Origin of the sequence: Shewanella hanedai (genome assembly GCF_007197645.1) — a bacterium.
Taxonomy (GTDB): domain Bacteria; phylum Pseudomonadota; class Gammaproteobacteria; order Enterobacterales; family Shewanellaceae; genus Shewanella; species Shewanella hanedai.
This window is the reverse complement of sequence record NZ_VKGK01000003.1, coordinates 64,433-85,888: the sequence shown is the minus strand read 5'-3', so window position 1 is coordinate 85,888 and position 21,456 is coordinate 64,433. Positions and strand designations below refer to the sequence as shown.

At 40.4% G+C, this 21,456-nt stretch carries 20 protein-coding genes; 9 read left to right on the top strand and 11 right to left on the bottom strand.

Features of this window, described 5'->3' with window-relative positions; all coding sequences use genetic code 11:
• The 6 genes from FN961_RS03765 to FN961_RS03745 all read left to right on the top strand — a co-directional run bounded on the left by FN961_RS03765 (position 1) and on the right by FN961_RS03745 (position 6,679).
• A complete protein-coding gene (locus FN961_RS03765) occupies positions 1 to 1,059 on the top strand; it encodes a nucleotidyltransferase family protein (protein ID WP_143563213.1) in 1,059 nt (352 codons plus the stop codon).
• The gene (locus FN961_RS03760; RefSeq protein ID WP_143563212.1) at positions 1,056 to 2,036 is read left to right on the top strand and encodes a Gfo/Idh/MocA family protein; all 981 of its coding nucleotides are present in this window, start codon (positions 1,056 to 1,058) and stop codon (positions 2,034 to 2,036) included. Before FN961_RS03765 ends, FN961_RS03760 begins: the two co-directional genes overlap by 4 nt.
• A complete protein-coding gene (locus FN961_RS03755; protein WP_143563211.1) occupies positions 2,033 to 2,731 on the top strand; it encodes an acylneuraminate cytidylyltransferase family protein in 699 nt (232 codons plus the stop codon). Before FN961_RS03760 ends, FN961_RS03755 begins: the two co-directional genes overlap by 4 nt.
• Positions 2,725 to 3,483, top strand: a complete 759-nt coding sequence (locus tag FN961_RS25760; protein WP_185972716.1) for an oxidoreductase — start codon at positions 2,725 to 2,727, stop codon at positions 3,481 to 3,483. Before FN961_RS03755 ends, FN961_RS25760 begins: the two co-directional genes overlap by 7 nt.
• A gap of 3 nt (positions 3,484 to 3,486) precedes the next feature.
• On the top strand, positions 3,487 to 4,026 hold the full coding sequence (locus FN961_RS25755) for an acyltransferase (protein WP_185972715.1): 540 nt from the start codon (positions 3,487 to 3,489) through the stop codon (positions 4,024 to 4,026).
• A 157-nt stretch (positions 4,027 to 4,183) separates the two neighbouring features.
• Positions 4,184 to 6,679 carry a 6-hydroxymethylpterin diphosphokinase MptE-like protein gene (locus tag FN961_RS03745; protein ID WP_143563210.1) on the top strand — a complete coding sequence of 832 codons (2,496 nt, stop codon included), beginning with the start codon at positions 4,184 to 4,186 and terminating at the stop codon, positions 6,677 to 6,679.
• 90 nt (positions 6,680 to 6,769) lie between these two features.
• Here the strand turns inward: FN961_RS03745 and FN961_RS03740 are convergent, their stop codons facing one another.
• From FN961_RS03740 to pseB, 9 genes are all read right to left on the bottom strand, one after another.
• A complete protein-coding gene (locus tag FN961_RS03740; protein WP_143563209.1) occupies positions 6,770 to 7,828 on the bottom strand; it encodes a putative sugar O-methyltransferase in 1,059 nt (352 codons plus the stop codon).
• Positions 7,829 to 7,880: 52 nt separating this feature from the next.
• Positions 7,881 to 8,627 carry a WbqC family protein gene (locus tag FN961_RS03735; protein WP_143563208.1) on the bottom strand — a complete coding sequence of 249 codons (747 nt, stop codon included), beginning with the start codon at positions 8,625 to 8,627 and terminating at the stop codon, positions 7,881 to 7,883.
• Positions 8,624 to 9,250: a class I SAM-dependent methyltransferase gene (locus FN961_RS03730; protein ID WP_143563207.1), complete on the bottom strand. Its 627-nt coding sequence runs from the start codon at positions 9,248 to 9,250 to the stop codon at positions 8,624 to 8,626. The genes FN961_RS03735 and FN961_RS03730 overlap by 4 nt, the downstream gene beginning before the upstream one ends.
• Positions 9,251 to 9,273: 23 nt before the next feature.
• Positions 9,274 to 10,233, bottom strand: a complete 960-nt coding sequence (locus tag FN961_RS03725; protein WP_143563206.1) for a glycosyl transferase — start codon at positions 10,231 to 10,233, stop codon at positions 9,274 to 9,276.
• Between the two features lie 9 nt (positions 10,234 to 10,242).
• Complete coding sequence (locus FN961_RS03720) at positions 10,243 to 11,616, bottom strand: NAD(P)/FAD-dependent oxidoreductase (RefSeq protein WP_143563205.1); 1,374 nt, start codon at positions 11,614 to 11,616, stop codon at positions 10,243 to 10,245.
• Between the two features lie 11 nt (positions 11,617 to 11,627).
• Positions 11,628 to 12,686, bottom strand: coding sequence for a pseudaminic acid synthase (pseI, locus tag FN961_RS03715; RefSeq protein ID WP_143563204.1), 1,059 nt, complete (start codon positions 12,684 to 12,686; stop codon positions 11,628 to 11,630).
• A 68-nt stretch (positions 12,687 to 12,754) separates the two neighbouring features.
• On the bottom strand, positions 12,755 to 13,447 hold the full coding sequence (pseF, locus tag FN961_RS03710) for a pseudaminic acid cytidylyltransferase (RefSeq protein ID WP_143563203.1): 693 nt from the start codon (positions 13,445 to 13,447) through the stop codon (positions 12,755 to 12,757).
• Positions 13,444 to 14,592 carry a UDP-4-amino-4,6-dideoxy-N-acetyl-beta-L-altrosamine transaminase gene (gene pseC / locus FN961_RS03705; protein ID WP_143563202.1) on the bottom strand — a complete coding sequence of 383 codons (1,149 nt, stop codon included), beginning with the start codon at positions 14,590 to 14,592 and terminating at the stop codon, positions 13,444 to 13,446. Before pseC ends, pseF begins: the two co-directional genes overlap by 4 nt.
• Positions 14,592 to 15,590: a UDP-N-acetylglucosamine 4,6-dehydratase (inverting) gene (pseB, locus tag FN961_RS03700; RefSeq protein WP_143563201.1), complete on the bottom strand. Its 999-nt coding sequence runs from the start codon at positions 15,588 to 15,590 to the stop codon at positions 14,592 to 14,594. The genes pseC and pseB overlap by 1 nt, the downstream gene beginning before the upstream one ends.
• Before the next feature lie 416 nt (positions 15,591 to 16,006).
• Here pseB and FN961_RS03695 point away from each other — a divergent pair, with 416 nt between their 5' ends.
• From FN961_RS03695 to FN961_RS03685, 3 genes are all read left to right on the top strand, one after another.
• Positions 16,007 to 18,505 (top strand): motility associated factor glycosyltransferase family protein, encoded by a 2,499-nt coding sequence (locus tag FN961_RS03695; protein WP_143563200.1) that lies wholly within the window; start codon positions 16,007 to 16,009, stop codon positions 18,503 to 18,505.
• Between the two features lie 117 nt (positions 18,506 to 18,622).
• Positions 18,623 to 19,102, top strand: coding sequence for a DUF2947 domain-containing protein (locus FN961_RS03690; RefSeq protein ID WP_143563199.1), 480 nt, complete (start codon positions 18,623 to 18,625; stop codon positions 19,100 to 19,102).
• Between the two features lie 43 nt (positions 19,103 to 19,145).
• Positions 19,146 to 19,718 carry a chalcone isomerase family protein gene (locus FN961_RS03685; protein WP_143563198.1) on the top strand — a complete coding sequence of 191 codons (573 nt, stop codon included), beginning with the start codon at positions 19,146 to 19,148 and terminating at the stop codon, positions 19,716 to 19,718.
• Positions 19,719 to 19,762: 44 nt separating this feature from the next.
• Here FN961_RS03685 and FN961_RS03680 read toward each other — a convergent pair whose 3' ends face one another.
• Entirely contained in the window at positions 19,763 to 20,674 is a 912-nt protein-coding gene (locus FN961_RS03680) for an autotransporter outer membrane beta-barrel domain-containing protein (protein WP_143563197.1), read from the bottom strand.
• A 110-nt stretch (positions 20,675 to 20,784) separates the two neighbouring features.
• Positions 20,785 to 21,414 carry a TetR/AcrR family transcriptional regulator gene (locus FN961_RS03675; RefSeq protein ID WP_143563196.1) on the bottom strand — a complete coding sequence of 210 codons (630 nt, stop codon included), beginning with the start codon at positions 21,412 to 21,414 and terminating at the stop codon, positions 20,785 to 20,787.
• Between the last annotated feature and the right edge of the window lie 42 nt (positions 21,415 to 21,456).

Genomic DNA, 21,456 nt, shown 5'->3' with positions numbered 1-21,456 from the left:
ATGAATCAAATATTGAGTAAAGTGACAATATCACCCGACAAAACACTCCGTGATGCCTTAGAGCTTATCAACTCTCAAGCGCTACAGATCGCTTTAGTCACCGATCATAATCAACACCTTTTGGGCGTGATCACTGATGGAGACATTCGTCGTGGTTTACTCAATAATTTATCACTCGATGCTATTGTCACTGAGGTGATGAATACTAATCCTAGAACTGCTGCTCCTTCTACTTCGAAGAAAAAGCTGCTTCAACTTATGCAGCAATACAGCATTTTATCAATCCCATTGGTCAAGGATGATATTCTTGTAGGATTAGAAACCTTAAAAAGTGCTCAACAACAAACTCATTATGCTAATCCGGTACTTATTATGGCTGGCGGTTTTGGTACACGTTTAAAACCGCTTACAGATAGATGCCCTAAACCTATGCTGAAGGTTGGAAACAAGCCCCTGCTCGAGATTGCACTGTTCAATTTTATTCAAGCAGGCTTTACCAATTTCTATATTTCAACCCATTACATGCCTGAACAAATTAAACAGCACTTTGGTGATGGTCGTCAGTGGAACATAAACATCACTTACGTTCATGAAGAGACGCCGTTAGGAACTGGTGGCGCTGTCGGCCTACTGCCAGAGAGTATTCCTCAGTTACCGACCATTGTCATGAATGGTGACATTCTAACTAAAGTGGATTTTCAACTTCTACTCAAATTTCATGATGATAATAATGCTGACGCCACAATGTGTGTACGAGAATATGACTATCAAATTCCTTATGGTGTGGTAAGCGGTACAGGAAGTCGTATTACAGGCATGATAGAAAAACCGATACAACGCTTTTTTGTGAACGCTGGCATTTATGTCATCAATCAAGACATTATTAAGAGTGTTGCCGCTAATACATATATTGATATGCCAACACTACTAGAGCAAAAAATCGCAGATGACGGCCATGTTCTCATGTTCCCGATCCATGAATATTGGCTCGACATTGGCCAAATGGATGATTTCAAACAAGCTCAGGCTGATATCTGCGCTATTGGTTTTGAACAATGAAAACCGTCGCTGTCATCGGCCTAGGTAATATCGCTAGGCGTCATAGAAAAAACCTGAAATTCATTTATCCAAATGCAAAGGTCATTGCTCTTTCTGCCAGTGGTAGAATTGCTGACGAAGAGATAGAATTTGCCGACCTTCAGCTCCCAAATATTGAAATGCTCATCGACAACAAACCTGAGTTGGTGATTGTAGCCTCACCTAGCCCTTATCATGAAGCCCATGCAAGCGCGTTAATTCAACATAACATCCCCGTTTTGATTGAAAAGCCTGTAGCTTCAGAGCCCAATAGCGCTAATCGTATTTCAGCGCTATCTCAACAACATTCAGGCCAAGTGATGGTCGGATATTGTCTGAGATATCTCAGCTCAGCCATCGAGGTTAAACGTCTTTTATCTGATGATTTGATTGGTGAGATATATAACTGCCAAGCTAGCGTAGGACAGTATTTACCCGATTGGCGACCCAATAAGCATTACACTCATTCAGTCTCTGCCAACAAGTCCCTTGGCGGCGGTGCACTACTCGAATTAAGCCATGAGCTAGATTATTTGCATTGGTTACTCGGCCCTTTGACACTCAACTATGCACAGCTTAGAAGTACCAAAGAATTAATATTAGATGTTGAAGAGATTGCCGATCTAGTATTAACAAATGCCAAAGGATGCGTTTGCACGCTTCACATGGATTTCATCCAGAAACAAGCACAACGAGAGTGTACTTTTATCGGCTCAAAAGGTCGGCTGCATTGGGATTTATTAGCCAATACGATCACTCACCACAATCATGAAGGCACACAACAACTGTACTCAGAGCCTCTGTGGGATAAGAACCAAATGTACATCAATATGGTCACTGACTTTATCAGCAATATTCAACACGGTGAGTGTACAACGGCATCCTTAGAAGATGCCTGTCAGACCGTAAACTTGATTGCCCAAATTAAACAGCAGGCGACATGGGGGGCCACCCAATGAAACAATACGCCTTTATTTTTGCACGCGGAGGCTCAAAAGGGCTCCCGAGAAAGAACATTAAAAATTTACTCGGCAAGCCACTTATCGTTTATTCCATCGAAACGGCTCTCAATGTCACCGACATCGATAAGGTGTTTATCTCAACAGATGATGATGAAATTGCCAGCATTGGTTTAGCGACAGGAGCTGAAATCATCCCTAGACCTGCCAACTTAGCTATCGATAACTCTCCAGAATGGCTCTCTTGGCAACATGCAGTGAACTGGGTAACGAGTAAATATGGTGAGTTTGAACAATTTATTAGTTTACCCGCCACCAGCCCATTAAGAAGTGTTGAAGATGTTGAGTCGGCCATGCATAAACTCTATAGCGGAAATGCAGATATCTGTATTTCCACAACACCGGCCAATCGAAGCCCATACTTCAACATGATAAAAGAGACTGAATATGGCCACGTTGAATTGGTCAATACGGACTCGCAAGGGGTATACCGCCGCCAAGATGCGCCTGAGGTTTACGATATTACTACCGTAGTTTACGTATCAACACCGCAGTATATACTCAATGAAACAGGGCTTTTCGCAGGAAAAGTGACTCACACAATAATCCCCAAAGAGAGGGCCATAGATATCGACGACATCTATGACTTCAAATTAGCGGAAGCTATTTTAAGCTGTAAAGGACAAGTATGCTAAAAGGGAAAACGATCCTTATCACTGGTGCGGCAGGGTTACTGGGCTCTCAGGTAACCTGTTCGATACTGGCTCAAGGTGCAAAAGTGATAGCCACAGACTTATCTATTTCAGCAATGACGGCAAGGCTTAGCGAAATCAGGACAATTGAGTCTGATTCATTAACCTTGGTAGAACTTGACTCAAATGATGAAGAGGCGATAAAGCAATTTTTCTCGACTCAAGTTGAAATTTCTGGTGCTGTAAATTGTACTTACCCGCGTAATAAACAATATGGCACCTCATTTTTAGATGTCTCTTTAGAGAGTTTCAATGAGAACATCTCTTTGCATTTAGGCTCATCGTTCCTCTTTATGCAGCAGTGTGCAGCGCAATTTATTAAGCAACAATCCCCTATGTCCGTCGTCAACATTTCATCTATTTATGGTGTAGTCGCCCCTAATTTCTCCATCTATGACGGTACTCCAATGACGATGCCTGTCGAGTATGCAGCCATTAAATCAGCCCTACTTCACCTTAATAAGTATGTGACAACGTTTGTAAAAGACAGTCGATTTAGGGTGAATAGCATCAGCCCTGGCGGTATTTTAGATAACCAGCCCGCTGAGTTTCTTAAAGCATACAAAAGTTCGACTAACGGCCATGGGATGCTTTCTCCTGAGGATTTAACCGGTTCGATTGTTTTTTTACTTTCTCAGCAATCGAAATATATCACAGGCCAAAACATAATCATTGATGATGGGTTTACACTATAAATTATGATCCAGAAACTGAGCTATTGGTTCAAGGTTAAACGTATCGGGCCAGACATTCCTCTGACTCACCTCCTGCTGCACTCCAAACGGCTCGGCGCTTGGTTATGTCGAAAGAAATTTGCTAAATTTGGCCACAATAGCGCAATGAGACCTGGAAGTTATGCTGTCTGTTGTGACCACATTAGCATTGGTAATGACGTCGTTCTTCGACCTGGGACAATGCTGTTTGGATCCGAGCATGGCACTAAGTCCATCAACATCACCATTGAAGATTATGTGTTAATAGGTTCGGGTGTTCACATCTATACCGCTAACCATGAGTTCAGCGATCCACAGCGGCCTATTTTTTCCCAAGGACATCGAGACCCGCAGCCAGTTATCGTGTGCAAAGGGGCTTGGATAGGTGCTAATGCCATCATTTTACCCGGTGTCACCGTTGGCCAAAACAGTGTCGTTGGCGCTGGCAGCGTCGTCACCAAAGATGTTCCACCATACACAGTCGTCGCAGGGCAGCCTGCAAAAGTCATTAAACAACTGAAGTGATCTACCGTCATCAGTCAGCAAGTTAATTTCGACGCCAAATTTATTTATGCAAACATGTGTACCGTGTTGAAAAATTTAAACTTGAACTGCACACTGTCGTATAATTTAAACAAGCAATTGCATCAATTTTTGTCGAATAACGCTTAATGGGAATCTAATGTCTTTAGCTGAATCCAACATACAACATACTTTCTCAATCAGTCCGTTTAATGAGTATTATCTCCCTAGCGTTAATAGACGTATGTTCGAGTCGATTGACTCTAAGACTCAATACGATAAGAAATTCAAAAGCGATTTCGCTAAAGAAGATATGTTGCAGGTCATCGTTGGATTAGACTCAGGTTTACTGGTTAACTACTTACTCGATCAAAACGTGCCCAAAGGAAGTGTGTTTATTTTTGTTGAGCTAGATGCCGTGCTCGACCTATTAAATATCGATATCCCAAAAGAGTTAGCTGATAAATTATTTATTTATAGTTGGGAAGAGTTTCAAAATAACTTCTCTTCCACATCCAATAGTATCTACATACTTAAAAATAACTTTAAACACCATAGAAGTTTAGCTGCCACTTCAAGCCATCTCCCTGAATACAGTATTCTAAACACGCAAGTGGTTAAAATACTTGAAGCTGAACATCTGGAACAGAAACGCAATTCATCCCAAACAAAACACTTTCAGCAGCAATTTAAAAACGTCTCTGAAAACATGTTGCCCGCTTCACTATTAACCAACAAGTTTACAGACAAAACATGTCTAGTTATCGCTGGTGGTCCATCTCTAGATGACAATATCGACTGGATAAAAAACAATCGTCAAAATCTGTTTATTATTGCCGTTTCGCGAATAGCAGGAAAACTAGCACGAGAAGGCATCACACCACATATCATCGTTTCTGTAGATCCTTATGATTTCAGTTTCGAAGTCAACAGAGACATGATGGCGCTCGCGAGCGACTGTTTATTCGTGAATTCATATCATGTAAGTTCAAGGCTGTTAGGTCAATGGCAGGGAAAAAGTCTGTTTATGGACTGTAAGTACCCTTGGCAGCTTGAAAACACTCACAATATAAATACATTAGCACCGACGGTAACCAATTCCTCAGTCCACCTAGCAACCAAGATGGGGTTCTCTCGTATCATATTGACAGGGGTTGACTTGTGTTTCACTGATGACGGTTTTACACACACCAAAGGCTCCGTTGAGTCCAACATTGGTCCAAACTTAGGGATTATGGGGGAATGGATCGATACCTATGGGGGCAAGAGGGCTGAAACCGTCTCTCAGCTAAGAATGGCTATGGAAGCCTTGGCAGAGGAAGCTTCAAATAATCCACACATCGAATTTATCAATCTATCTCTCAATGCGGCTAAAATTGAAGGCATTAGTTACAAGAATAAAAAGCAGCTGTCTCTTACTCCAAGTGAATGCTCACCTGCACAGCTTCTGAACCAGCTCCCAAGCTTAAGCCTCGAAGAGAGAAAACAAGAAAATTTGAACTCTCAAAAGGAGTTTAACAGGCTGATTGATACTTTAACTGACATCATTAACCTATCAGACAATGCTTCAGATTTAAGTAAACAGCTACAAAACCCACTGTTATCTCCAAATGAGATACAGCAAAAAATTGATAGAATTGACAAGATAGACAAAAAAATAAACCAAGAAAATTCTAGCGTCGCCACTTTGATAAAAGCCTATGGTTTTGCTGAATTCTCAGCGTTTCTCACAACAAAAAATACCGATGACTGGGACGCCAACCACATTCACTTGATGACCATTAACTACTATCAAGCCTTTAAAACAGTAGCGACACAACTATTAAAACTTGCACACGATACTCAAATCAGACTCAGTCATAGACTTAATGAGTTATCGCCAAACGCAAATCTACAAGAATTAACTGAATTTTGGCGTGAAGAACAACAACATGGTCGAATTAACATCTGGCTTGAAAACCATTCAGATAAGGAAGCTCATCAAAACCTTCCCTCTTCCAGTCAGCTGATTAAAGAAAATGGCGCACTCATCAAAACGATAAGTGATGAATACGCAGAGCAGCTCGCTATCACACCAAAAGAATACATAGACACAGTTAAAGAGTCTGCGTCGATGGAAAATGTGTTTGAAAAAATAGTGGTGTTAATTAGGGATAATGATCATCACGGTTTGCTTAAGATGACAAGAAACCTTAAAACACTTGCTGAAAACGACGATGAGGCCAAACGGTTATATCACCTGACTTACTGTCATCAGCTACAGCTAGAGCAGAAAGACAGTGAAGCATTACAAACCTTATTAGCGTTAGATGAAACCTTACAATCTGAAGTAGAGTTAAAACAGATCAGTCTCTTAGCGCTAAAAACGAGCAACATCGACGTTGCTGAATTCGCTCTCGCTCAGCTCTCTACCTATTCTGATGAGTATATCCCGCAACATGCGCACATATTGAAGCTGCAAGGGAAATTTCAAGAGTCAGTGACCGCTTACTTAGATTATTTAGACAAGTATTCAGAAGATGTAACGACTTGGCTTAAACTAGGTTTATTTATGATTGAAGTTAATGAATTAGAAAGTGCAAAGACCGCTTTTCAACATGCTTTACAGACCGATCCTAATAACCAAGTCGCTCAAGAGTATCTAGCGCAACTTTAGTTAACTCGATTTTAATAAGATGCTGTTTTAACAAGTAAAGGGGATATGTAAAATCCCCTTTACTTAAACGAAGAGTACCGACAATCTTTGCTAAGTTCTTAGTTTATACAAGCGTAATTCGGAATGAAAATTGTCGATAGTTTGAAATCCAAATGGCAATACATTTGTCGCGACTAACTCATAATCAGGTAAATACGTATCATAATCGTCCCCTTTTATAGGCTTTATCACGCCGACTTGAGAGGCATCCTTTGCCACTTGTTTACCTTCTCTTAAATTGCGAAGTAGTACATATTTACTCTTTAATCGTGCCACATGATATAAGTAATTTTGAACGATATGAGGTTCCATTTCTTGAAAAGAAATAAAGTTAACAAACAAGTCTACTTCACCGGTAAGTGCTGGCAACTGCCAAGGACACATTACAGCACCACGGTACTGATCTCTTAACGTCTCTATGTCTATCGCTTCTTTGTCTTTGAGTTGCATGTAATCAGCAATATTGTCACTACCGAATACCTCTTTCAAATAGTAACTAGAGAACAGACATGTCGGCGGAATATCCACATCAATATAGAAGCTGTCATTTCGACTGTCGCTAAGCAATATCTCCCCTAATGAACCAAAGCCACCACCAATCTCTAATACGGTTTTGATAGGCAGTTCGTCTATATGCTGCTTAATAAAATTCAATCCCAAAAGGTAATTAAGGCTAGAACGACTGTGAAACTTACCCTCAAATTCAAATTGCTCTACCGGTTCACCAACTTGACTCTCACTGAAGTTTTCAGTGTAAGGTTTACATGCACGTTCACTCGCCTTAAAAACTCGGTAATCGCCTTTGGCATGCGTCTCACCGCAAAGAAATTCTGACATAAACATCATTGATTTCTTATCACCCACAAATGCATTATCAAACAGCTCCAAAGCATCATGATAACGTTCAGGTTGTAATGCCCAACCGTTGAACATATAAGTCGGCACAAAGTAGCCTAATGCACTCTTCAATGAGCGAAAAGAGGCGATTCCGTGTTGCTCCAAATCCTGTTGTAAACGATCAGAACCGTGTTGCCAAAAATGACTTGGCTGATAACTAGGATCGACATTTTTCATGTCTGCAATCATGGTACTCACGTTTTCTTTCCACATTAATTAACGCTTCCTATTGGCTCAGGTATCATTTCGGTTACAGGGTGAACATTCACTTTTTCACCGTTATATTTCTATAATCAAGAGGCTGACGACGCGAAGCTCTCATCATCTCAATAGCCCCAACAGGGCCTAAATTAAACAGCACATCAATGACACTAAGATGAGAGATATGCCCTGGTGACTGCTGTTGATACTCTGCAGGTTCAAACTGCTGATAAAACAAGTCAATATTATTCCTGACAAGCGCACCACCTGGTGAATACTGTTCCAGATACCCCATTGCACCGATAGGAGACAAGTATTGATTGCAATTCAACCGCTCACATAAAGAGACTAACCTTTCATCTTTAACACCATCGATATCAGACAGTTCTGAGGCCTTTACCTTAACGGTATCAATTTTCATAACCTCACAAATGGTACTAATAAACGCGATATTAAATGTGGCAAGCGAAGTAGTTTTATCATCGTAAAGCGCAGTTAATCGCGGATAGAGTTGATCAAAATATGGCGCATTTCTGTAGTTGTCATGGATGGTACGCAAATGCTTTTTTCGCCATGGGTGACCCGCTTTAAACTGAGCCTCAGCAATTGTCGTATTCAAGCGCCCTTGCGGTGTTAGAACTGGCGCACTGAGCATCAATTCCCCCTGTGCTGACTTAATTCGATTACGTACCTGCCAACTGCTTTTCTCAAGTTTCACATTGTCTAAAAAAACAAACGTATCTGCACTGTCAATTAAGTCGAAGTAGCCTATCCAAGGAAGAAATGTCGGCTGCATAACACTTAATATCATAACTTAGCCTTGTGCATTAACTTCATGGTAAATTCATACGGAAATCCAGAAGGCTTAGTGATGTAATCATGTTTGAGTACTACATAAGGCGTTATTTTGGTTTTACAAAAATCAAACAGAACCATTGGGTTGACGTAGAACAACTCATCATCTTGGTATTGAACATATTCAGACATCGCATTGAAAACAATCCCAACCTTCACTTTATGCATTGATTTAGTGAGTGTTTGATGAATAAAATCAAGATTATTTGATATTTTATTATTGAATATTCCACTTATCAACACATAGTCATAGCCTTCAGGAAGCTCATCTTCAATAATATTAAACTCTTGAAACTGAGCTAAATCATCAAATTGATACTTTTCTTTGGCACGTTGCACAAATTCAGGAACAAAATCACAACCTAAGTATTTACCCCTAAAGCCCTTCTCTCTCAAAAATGGCAGCATATCGGCTAAGCCACATCCCAAATCAATGATATTAGCTTCTTTATCTATGCCTTCACTCAATATAGAAAACCGGACTCTTTGAGACTCTGAACAGGCATATTGTAATGACGCTGGAGAATCACCTGATTTTGCATATAGTTTTTGATAATGTGCTTTTAAATCTACAATCATAACGTCCCAACTTAGATATATAATTACAATAGATAAAAAATCTTCTCTGCCAACTTAGCGGTAGAGTCACTGCGATAAGCATTAACCATCGCTTCACGTTGTTGTTCGATCACATCAGGGGTCAAGAAAACCGTTAATCGACGGATTAACTCCTCCTCGTCAACTTCGCCTATTAAACCTAAATCAAAGGAAAGCGCATTTTCAGCTAACACATAGGTATCATCCTGCTGTAGCTCAGTTTGTGAGACTGCAGCATTAGGCAACAAACAAAATCCCGCTTCGTACTTACTTAAACCACCACCACTGAAAACCAGATCAACACTTGAATATAATTCAGCCATGTCATCAACATAGGGCACCTGTGTTAATTGATTGTTTCGCAATGATAAACGAACATCTTGATTCGTTAACCATATTATCTGTTTTGAATGCAGCACTTTATCTAAACAAGACAGTAGTGTTGGCGCAAAATTCATCCTATCAGTGCCGCCGATAAACACGAGAACAGACTTGATGTCATTGTCACTTCTATTGTTGAGCCTTTGTTTTCTAAGTTGCTCAAATGAAGGAGCCACAGGAAGGTAATCAAGACCTAATAGGTGTTTATCGGTTGGCTGACATATTTTTTCTGCTTCAAATCGAAAATTAATGATCAGATCAACACACTCAAATGCAAATTGATCAAAATCATCGATAATGACAAGTCGAGCCCCTCGATTACAGTAGCCTTTCAAACTCGTTTCGGTGATTTGATAGTCATCAATAATCAACAAGGTGTCAGTAAGGTTTTCGGCTGGTAATCCCTCTACCCTAGTAAAACCAGCTTGTGCAATTTTTTGCTTAGAAAAATGACCATAATCCCCATAAAAATGGATCTGCTTAGCGGGGAGTAATCTTGCTAAACCAGAGGCAATATTTAAACACCTTGATACATGGCCAAAACCAGTGACCTCATTACCACTACAAATAAAGACAACATTCACATCGCTCACCTAATCGATCGCCTCTATGTCTCGATACATCTTTTTCAAAACATCACTTTGAAGCCAGCAACTCCCGCTAAAACGGCCAGAGATAATGATATTGTGAAAGGCGTTATTAAGCGTGTTGAAATTACGCTCTGTAGACCTCTTAAAGTCAAAAGTAGGAACAGGGAACGTATTATGTATCACTTGCTGAAAGCCTGATAACATTTGAGTATCCGATGATAATAAATTCATTTTTTTAAGATCGGCCAAACCCTGCTCTAGGGTGTAACACGCTGCATTTTCTCGATTAGAAAGATACTCCGCTGTTACCTGATAAGCGCCATTTGTGCGTAAGTTTTGGTAGAGTGTTATGCGGAAAATAGGTGAGACTTCATCCCAATTCCACAGATATTGGCAAGTTGTATTTAACGCTGCTTTGTCTAAATTAAAATGAAGTATGTTCGCCGTTCTGAACTCAACATTGTCTGACTGAACCTCAAGCCCTGCAGCTTTTAACGCAAATACTGGCGGTGCACTCCAAAACAATAAATCACACGGCAGCTCTTCACCACTTGCACTTAAGTTAACTGAGGCTATTTTTCCATTTGAATGTTTAATGGAGTTGATATTCTCACTGGTAATGATCCTCACACCAGCCTTAATGGCTCTTTGCAATAAATCATCTACCCATGACTGTACACTTCGGCCTTCGCTGGGGTATAAATACTCCGTCGGCTCAACGCCCATTTTCAGGAGTTGATCTTCATACTCTGCTTGCTGATGAAATCCTAATTTAGCATCAAAGCTTGGGTGCTTTTTTAACACATGAGTTAATTCAGAGCTAAAAGCAATAATGCGCCCCGCACCGAAATAATTAACTCCTGTTTGCCGTGTTAGATTAATCGGCTCAACATCATTCCCATACAGCTTTTTGATCACTGGTAGCGCCAATTGATTGAAAAATACAGGCCCCAATGTCTGTTCTAGATACTCTTTTATATTGTCCGATGTAGAATCTGAGTCACATGTCATCAACTCACCAATTCCTTGGTGGTATAAATTCAGAGGAAGCTTTCTAGCATCAATGGTTTGGGTATTGAAATCCCATTGCCCATTGAAATAATTCCCCGTTCTTAGTGCACTTATCTTTTGCCAATGAGAATCTATGTATTCTTGATCACCAAATAAAATGTCATCGATTACTTTTACACCTGTTTTCTCAGGGATATGTGTCCCTTGGTCATATTCATTACCTTGCTCATCCCGAACAGATTGAAGCAAACCGCCACAATGATCAGATTGTTCAATTAAGGTAACGCGATCATATTTCCGAGACAGTAAAATAGCTGCGGTTAATCCACAAATACCCGCACCAACAACGACACATGAAGATGACATATTTGACCTCATTAGACTTCAAACCCCTGAATCGTCTCTGCTGAAACTCGATCACCAAACTCGACATCTTGTACCACTTTCAACCCTAATATTTGCTCATAATATTTAGGATGGAGCCCAAAGCCTGGACGAACAGAACGTACAGTGGATTCAGTGATAACATCACCCGCTTTCATGGATTTACTGAAATAAAGAGAACGTCTTGCAAGCATGTTTTTTTGAGCTTCTGCTGTGATCTGGTAACTAACCTTGCCCAAAGCTTTTTCAGTATTACGGACTTCGGTGACCATCTGACGAAATTCTTGCTCATCTAAAGAGAAAAAACCATCAACTGAATCATGAGTCTTATCTAAAATAAAATGTTTCTCTATCACTTTGGCACCTAAAGCCGTCGCAGTGATCGGCGAGGCCAAACCAAGAGTGTGATCTGAAAGGCCGGCAATACAAGAGAAACGCTTTGCTAAATCAGGAATGGTCAGTAAGTTACATTCTTCATAGGGCGTAGGATAAGCAGTAGTGCATTTAAGGATGACCAACTCATCACAGCCATGGTTTCGCAATGTCGCCACAGCTAACTCAATGTCTTCAAGTGTCGCAATCCCTGTCGATAAAATGACAGGTTTACCCGTTCTTGCTACATACTTTAATAATGGAATATCGGTGATTTCAGGAGACGCTATTTTATACGCTGGCGCCCCTAAAGACTCTAATAAGTCCACCGCAGTTGCATCAAATGGGGAGGAGAAAATATCAATTCCAATACTCTTCGCCTCATCAAACAAGGCTTGATGCCATTCCCAAGGCGTGTGCGCTTTTTCATATAAAGAATACAGTGTCTCATGAGCTACCCAAGCACTTTTTTGTGGCAACCTAAAGTCTGAGTGGCTGCAGTCGAGCGTGATGGTATCTGCTCGATAAGTTTGTAACTTTACCGCATCAGCACCTGCGGCTTTTGCCTGTCTGATGATCTCTTTTGCTCGGTTGATATCACCGCCATGATTCGCTGAAAGCTCTGCGATGATATACACAGCTTGATCTTCACCAATAACTCGATCACCTATACGAACCATCTATCTTCCCTCGTTAAAAATTAACTGTCTATGACATTGCTAGGTACTTTATTTACTCAACATGCCCTTTAAACTTTGTGCTGAATAAGCTGACAAAGTAATTCAGCCTTAATCCAATCATCTTCCGTGTCTATATCTTGAACTTGATAAGACGGCAAAATATACGGAATTGAACATGATGAAAAAACAACAGACCCATCAAGAAATGACTCAGTGAGTCCCCAGTAAAACTGACCGGCATCATGGTATGCTAGCTCTAAATCCTGTGAACGAGTATTTAAATGTTCTTCATTAAACATTGAAATATCCCCGGATGCGGAGATCTTTAACGCTCGTTGTATCGGAAATGGGTATTCCGTCACGCTAAAGCAGAATTTTTTATCATGGTGACTCAAGAGATTAAACGACTCCCGTAGGATTTCGGGCTGAATAAAAGGGGCTGTTGCATACATCAAACAGGTATATGTAGGATTGTGTCCATGTTCCTTCAACCAATTTAAAGCGTGAGTCACTACCGCTAGCGTCGTCGCATGATCATCAGCAATATTTTCAGGACGAATAAAAGGCACCTCAGCCCCATATTTCTTGGCGACTTCGGCTATCTCTTTATCATCAGTCGATACTATGACTTTCTCAAAACAACCACTGTTTATGGCAGCCTCAATCGAATAGGCAATAATCGGTTTACCGTTAAATAGCTTGATGTTTTTGCGAGGAATACGTTTACTGCCACCCCTTGCTGGAATAATGGCAATATTCATGTAAGTAACCCTCTCAACGTACTGATAATGAAATTCTGATCTTCCTCTTTTAAATCTGGGTAAAGTGGCAGAGTTAAACAGTGCTGATAAAAACACTCTGCATTTGGAAAATCATTTTCAGCAAAGCCTTTTTGAAGATAGTAAGGCTGAAGATGAACAGGAAAGTAATGAACATGCACACTAATGTCTTTAGCTCTCATCGCATTAAAAATATCTTTGCGAACGATATGGTGAGGCAATTGAACAATCATCAAATGATACGCGCTATGGCTGTTTATCAAAGGCGTCACACACGTTAACCCTAAATCTGCTAATGCATTCTGATATGATTTCGCAAGCTTATTTCTTTGGAGAATAAAGTTATCCAAACGTTTAATTTGACTATTACCTAAAGCAGCGTGCAAGTCTGTCATACGGTAATTAAAACCTAAAGTATGCTGTTCGTAATACCAATCTCCCTCATCAGGTCTTAGCATTAACTCCCTATTTCTAATGATACCGTGACTACGAAATTGAGCCATTGATTCAAACAATGAAATATCATTAGTCGTCGCTACACCGCCTTCTGCTGTTGTGATTATTTTAACTGGATGAAAACTAAAGATTGTAATATCACTGTATTGGCAAGCACCAATTTTCGAACCGCCATAACTGCCTCCTATCCCATGCGATGCATCTTCAATCACTTTCACGCCGTAGGAGTGGGCTAAAGAACCTATAGCCTTCATGTCACAACTGTGACCAGCCATGTGTACAGGGATCAGCACCTTAGGTAAGCTATTATTAATCTTGGCCTGCTGAAGTTTCTTCTCTAACGCTTGAGCACACATGTTTCCAGTGGACGGTTCAACATCAACAAAATCAATTGAAGCACCACAATACAAAGCGCAATTAGCAGAAGCGACAAAGGTGATTGGGCTAGTCCAAACACTATCCCCTTCTCCAACGCCCAACGCTAGACAGGCAACATGTAACATTGAAGTCGCACTATTTGCCGCAACGGCATACTTAGCTTTTGTCACCGCACAAATGTTTTTTTCAAAAAGTGGAACCTGCGGGCCCTGAGTCAAGTAATCAGAGTTAAGGACAGCTGTAACGGCATCAATATCCTCAACCGAGATATTTTGACGTCCATAAGGAATCATTAATCTTGCCCTTCATCAAGTTGCTTTATCTGCTCAACTGATAAGAAGTCAGTATTATTTCCTGAATGGTATTCAAACCCCATAGCAACGGGTTTGCCTTTCTCACCTAGCATATTCTTAGAATAATCATTATCTTTGCCAAAGAAAGTAATACTGGGCGTAATAACAAAGTGGTCATCAAACTCTATCGTGTGATGAGAGTCATCACCTGGACACATGATTTCATGCAGTTTCTCGCCAGGTCTTATGCCAACGATGTCATGTTTCAATCCGGGGCCGCATGCTTCTGCCAGATCGGTGATGTGAATAGAGGGAATTTTAGGGACAAAAATTTCTCCACCTTGCATTCTTGAGAAGTTCTTTAGTACAAAATCGACCCCATCTTGCAACGATATCCAAAAACGAGTCATCTCCGAATGGGTAATAGGTAATGAAGTCGCCCCGTCTTTAACTAATGACTTAAAAAATGGCACAACTGAGCCACGGGAGCCAACCACATTGCCATAACGGACTGCGGAAAAACGGGTTACCCCTTCCCCCACCATGTTATTTGCTGCAACAAAGAGTTTATCGGAAGCTAATTTCGTGGCCCCGTAAAGATTAATAGGCGCCGCGGCTTTATCTGTGGATAGTGCAATGACTTTAGATACATTATTTGCAATGGCAGCTTTAATCACATTTTCGGCACCATAAATATTGGTTTTGATGCACTCCATAGGATTATATTCAGCAGCCGGCACCTGCTTAATCGCGGCCGCATGTATTACGTAATCAACACCATTAAATGCCTGCATTAATCGATCGGCATCACGCACATCGCCTAAAAAGTAACGCATACAAGGGGCGTTAAATACTTGCTGCATCTCGTACTGTTTAAGCTCATCTCTGGAGAGGATGATCAAACGCTTTGGCTTGTAGCGTTCTAAAATAGTCTTGGTGTATTTATGCCCAAAAGAGCCTGTACCACCTGTAATAAGAATTGTTTTATTATCAAACATGATTTCTCCAACTATCAACGAAGTGCAATCATCCCAACCCACCAGATTAATCAGATAGAGCTTTGCACATCAGTGTCAATGCAATCATTAAGCCAAAATAGAGTTAAGCCGCTGCATTTTTATATACTCCTCTTTACAAACTAAAAATAGAGCAATATGAGTAGCTTAACTAGAGCCTCATAATAAGTACATTAATATTCAAATTCACAGTGTTTTTTATAAATTCTAGCTAAAAAACAAACGTTAACGTACTTTTACTATCATAGTTATGTTTATTCTATGTAGAATAAACATAACATGTGGCTCATTATTTGCTCTTTCGTTACGGACAGCATATTCAATGGCAGGTTAACTAAGCTACGTATCACTTGGTGACAATCTTTTGACTCTTAAAATCGATAAAATCAGAGGCGAACATGCAAGAGCAACAAACAAATATTCTCAGTACTTTTGCAGTGAGCCAATTTGGTGAGTACTACCTCCCTAGTGTTAATCGTGCGCAATTTGAGAAGTTAGACTCTACAACTCAATATGATGCTAAGTTCAAAGATGATTTTAACAAAGAAGATACCCTGCATATTATTATCGGCATGGATTCAGGGCTTCTGGCAAACTATGTGCTTGAGATGGCAACAACAAAAGGAGGTCGCTTCATTTTTGTTGAGCTAGATGCCGCACTGAGTCTATTACAAATCGATATTCCAGATGACTTTAAAAATAGACTCCATATTTGTAACTTGTCTGAATTAGCTGAACTACTACAAGAACAAACCTATCAATTATTTATCTTTAAAAAGCGTTGCGAGCTATACCGTTCATTAGGGGTGACTTCAAGTCACCTTGAAGAGTACACAAGGCTAAGTAACGATGTAGAAAAAATAGTTCAAAACGCCTTTTTTGAATCTGAAGTGGTTTTTTCACAAAAGATATTTGTAAAAACTCAGTTTGAAAATCTAATTGAAAACCGTCGACCTGCATCCGTATTAAAAGATAAGTTTACAGGCATGAGCTGTATTATCATTGCGGGAGGGCCTTCCCTTGATCAACACTTAGATTGGATAAAATCGCAATCTGATAATCTCGTTATCATCGCCGTTTCTCGTATCGCATCCAAACTCAAGAAAGAGGGCATTACTCCTCATATAATTGTTTCGGTGGATCCTCAAGACCGCAGTTTTGAACTCAATTGTGAAATGATGCAGCTCCACCAAGAATCCCTTTTAGTTCAGTCTTACCACCTCTGCCCTCGTATCAGTGCTCAGTGGCAAGGGAGAAGCTTGTATTTAGGTAAGCAAACTCCATGGATAACTAAAATTGATGAAGATAATATTGAATCTATCGGTCCAACGGTAACCAACAGTGCTGTTCATCTAGCCATAAACATGGGCTTTTCCCAGCTATTACTTTGTGGGGTCGACTTTTGCCATTCAAGAAATGGGTTTACTCATGCGCAAGGCACTATCGAATCAAGCCTTGGACCTAATTTAGGCCAAATTTGTGAATGGGTCGATACTTACGCTGGTGAGCAAGCTGAAACTCTTATTCAGCTTTTATATGCCATTGAAGCACTACAAAGCGAAGTTGAGCAGCATCCTACATGCACATTTATCAATCTGTCTGAAAATGCTGCGGTAGTGAAAGGCATTGGTTATCAACCAACAGAAAATATTCAATTGCAGCCCATTGAAGTCGAAAAACTAAAGATATTACAAGTTATTGAAGAGACTGAAACACATAACAATATTGAAAAAGACATTAGAAGTAAGATTCACTACCTAAAAAATAAAATTGAGTCATTAAGTGAAATTGCGAGACTGTCAGCCAAGGCTATCGAACTCAATTTAGAGATGCAGCAACAGCTAAATAACAGAGAATTGATTATATCCTTATCCGATGAAATAGAGGGCATAGAGCAAGAGATGAGGGAAAAGTATCACTCTGAATGTCATTCAATAAAATTCTATGGCTACTATGAATTTTCTCAATTTTTGACCACACAAACATCCGACTCATGGTCACAAGAACAGTTAAACGAGACCACTTATAAGTATTACCATGCTTTTAACAACATATCATTACAGCTACGAGAACTGCTGACTTTAACGCTTGAAAGAGCGGAATGTCGCCTTTTAGAATTCAGTCCAGAAATTGATATTAATCGACTTGCTAAACAATGGCATAAAGACAATCAGCCTGGTCGCATTAGGATCTGGAAAAAGTATCATCCCGATCACCTCGCTCACTGTGATAATGCCAGTATTAAACAGATCGATGAATTAGAAGATGAGTATCAACAGCAATTAAACAATGACCGCAAAACCTATATCGATTCAGTCAAGAAGACATCGACTTTAGAGCGTACATTTATAAAAATAATGCTTTTGATTAATACCAAACACCATACTGGTCTTAAACAAATTGCCACGTGTTTACAGCCCTTAGCTGCGAACAGTGACGAAACAAACCGTTTGTATCACCTAAGTTATGCCCATCAATTGCAATTGGAAGAACGCGATGAAGATGCCCTGTCGTGCATACTCGCGTTAGATGAACACTTAATTACCGAGCCTGAAACTAAGCTAATCATTCAGTTATCACTTAAGTTGATGAAGCTTGAACTCGCCAATAAAGCACTAAAAAAAGCCATTACCTACAGTGATGAATATTTGCCACGTTATGCCAATGTATTAAGGTTTCAAGGCTTTACCCAAGAATCAGTCAATACCTACCTCGATTATTTAGAGAAATATCCCTCAGATCTTATGGTTTGGTTAAAGTTTGGCAGTTTCATGTTTGATCTTGGCGAGATGATGGCAGCTGTCGATGCCTTTAATCACGTGATAGAGTCAGATCCCGATAATCAAGTCGCACTCAATTATTTAGCTAAGATCAAAGCCAATTTAGAGCAGAGCTAATAGAGATAAATAGACATCTAGTTCCCTATCTCATGCCTAAACAGTATAATGTCGATAATTAATCATTATCGACATTCTCGTTTTTTGTCGCTTCCAAGTTAGTCCCGGAGACCCCGCTTGTCACATACATATATCCCACTTGAGCAATACAAACGCAAATGGATTTTTAACCATAAAGATCTGCCCGTTACCGAAGAAGATAAAGCGTTTATCAAGCCACTGGATCAGAAGAGTTCCATGGAAGTTTGGAACAAATGGATAAGCAATAAAAGCAGTCACTCCGAACAATTCGCTAAAGGTGATTGGGCTGCAAAAGGTGATGCTTGGAAGGAGACCGATCATTGGCAAAGCGCTTGGGACAGTGAAGAGCCAGCACTGCCTGAACTGTTTGCTGATTTTTTTGATTGGAAAGATGAAGCAACAGTTTATTTTTGTTATGAAAAATATCAGGTTATTGAAACTCGATGGGATATTTTTGTGCGTAACTGGAAGTGTTTTCTATTCTTCGATGATGGCCCATTACTCATCTCTCCGAAACAGAAACAAACCGCATTTATACACCAAAATGGCCAATATCAATTAGGTAACCGCGGCTAAGTTCAGCCGACGAACATACCGAAATAGAACAATAAGAGGTTATATGATGTCCCTCACTCATAAGATGGCAAAATTCGCTCTGGCTGGCACGATTCTCCTTAGCAACCATGTTCAAGCGATGGAAGTTTCAGGTATTGAACTCCCACAACAAATAACGCTAGCTCAAACAGAGCTACAACTTAATGGCGCCGGTGTACGTAGTAAGTTTTTTATCGACTTGTATGTCGGCAGCTTATATCTCACCTCACCCAGCTCTGATGTAACGAGCATTATCAATGCAGAAGACTCCGCTGTTCGCCTCAATATCACTTCAGGCATGATCACAGCTGACAAGATGCGAGATGCCATTAATGAGGGGTTTGACGATGCTACCATGGGAAAAACTGCTGCTATCCAGCAAGAGATAGACTCCTTTATGGCACTTTTCAATGAAGAGATTAAAGAAGGCGACCAATTTACATTAGCCACCAGCAAAGCGTTAGGCGTGACAGCCTATAAAAATGGTGTTATTCAAGCGACCATTGAAGGTGAAACATTCAGACAAGCGTTATTGAACATTTGGCTAGGTGATGAACCCGCTCAAAGCAGTCTAAAAGATGACATGCTAGGTCAATAGAACAATGATAGGGGCTAGATACTCACTACATTATGCCCCTTTCCTTAAAATTTATACTCAGCAGTAAACGCTAAAGCCGCTTGAGCATCTATGCTTTCGACCTCAACTTGTGGTGTGTTAAGTTCAAGCTCACCATTAAAGTAATATCCAGCATGGCCAGTTAACACGATTGAATCCGTTGCACGCCAGCCTACTCTTAAAAAGCTAACCCACTCATCTATTTCAACTGTCGTATCATCACCTTCAAGCAAGAACCTTTGCATACGTTTTGATGCGCCAAAACCAAAATCAATGCTTGGGCTCATTTTATAACTCAGCTCCAAACCTGCAGGACCAGTAAAGCCTGCGGCAAAAGGATTGCCAAGTCTCCATGCATCGGTTATCTGCCAATTGACGGCAATAAACGGCACAGTTCTCACCTCTGAGATATCATTCAAATACGCCACACCAAGACCGACTAGATTACCATTATCAAATCGATACAACCCCGATGCCACCACACCATAACTGCTTGCATCACTCGATGATGCGGTATCAGCATAGGCATACTGTAATTTAGGGGCCACCATAAACATCCAGTGCTCATCTAAGCGATAGCTCAGTGAGACTCCCGCACTGTATCGATTAACCTGCTGCCAACCATTGAACTTATTACCAAATAATGAGCTGCCACCTTGTTGCCAATCATAGTTGAGGTCGCCGTAGCCTAAGTTAAATCCTACAGACCACTGCCTATTCAAAGGAATTTTTGCATTTATATCAAACAGCCATGAACTCCTTTGCAGTGAATGGTTATCTTCACCCACATCGGATTCAGCGGTTCCAATATGCGACATAGAGATACTTAATGGGGAAAAATTAGGTTTGCCAGAAGCTAAGGCTGTAGGAGTGAATAATTGGGAAGATAAAAATGTAACCGAAATTAATGATATTTTGTAAAAGGTTCCATTCGTCATGCTAACTCCTTGAGTGACTGTTTACCTAACATATGAACGTTCCAGCCATATGTATATGAATTGGTCTGCTTTTGTTTAGTCTATACGGTATTAAAGTCTAAACCGATCACCTAGAAATTGCTTTTTTTGTAAGCCCTTAAAAACATATCAACACATTCTTGAATATATTCAGCACGTCCTTCAATAAGATCTTCAACCCCTAATCCAAGCTCTAACTTCATCCGCATCTCACCAAACATCATCAAACACAGACGCACAGAACAGCTTCTAGGATTATCAAACTGATAAACACCACCTTGCTCTACAAGTGTTAAATAATTTGCCATGAGATCGAGTAAATGCTCAGGACCCGCATCGAAAAACAGTGCCGAGATTTCTGGATGAGTTTCCGCTTGCGCCACACACGCAGTGAATACTTTGAGAGCCTCTGGGCTCACTATCATTTGGCTAAAGTATTCACCAAAACAGGCTAAGGCTTTTTCTGGCTGATGGGGATCGGAAAAAAGATCGTCAGTCAATCTGTGCACGACACACTTAGACTCGATAGATGCCACGAACAGATCGTCTTTACAGCCAAAATGAGAATAAACAGTCTGCTTAGAGACCCCAGCCTTCTTGGCTACTTCGTCCATACTGGTATTAGGGAAACCTTGATCACAAAAAAGATCGATTGCGGCTTCAAGGATTTGTATTCGTTTTTGCTCACTGCGGCTTAAATTAACAGTTGAAACGGTAGTCATTACCAACACCTCTTGTTAACAAGGTTTTTATAGTTTGGACAC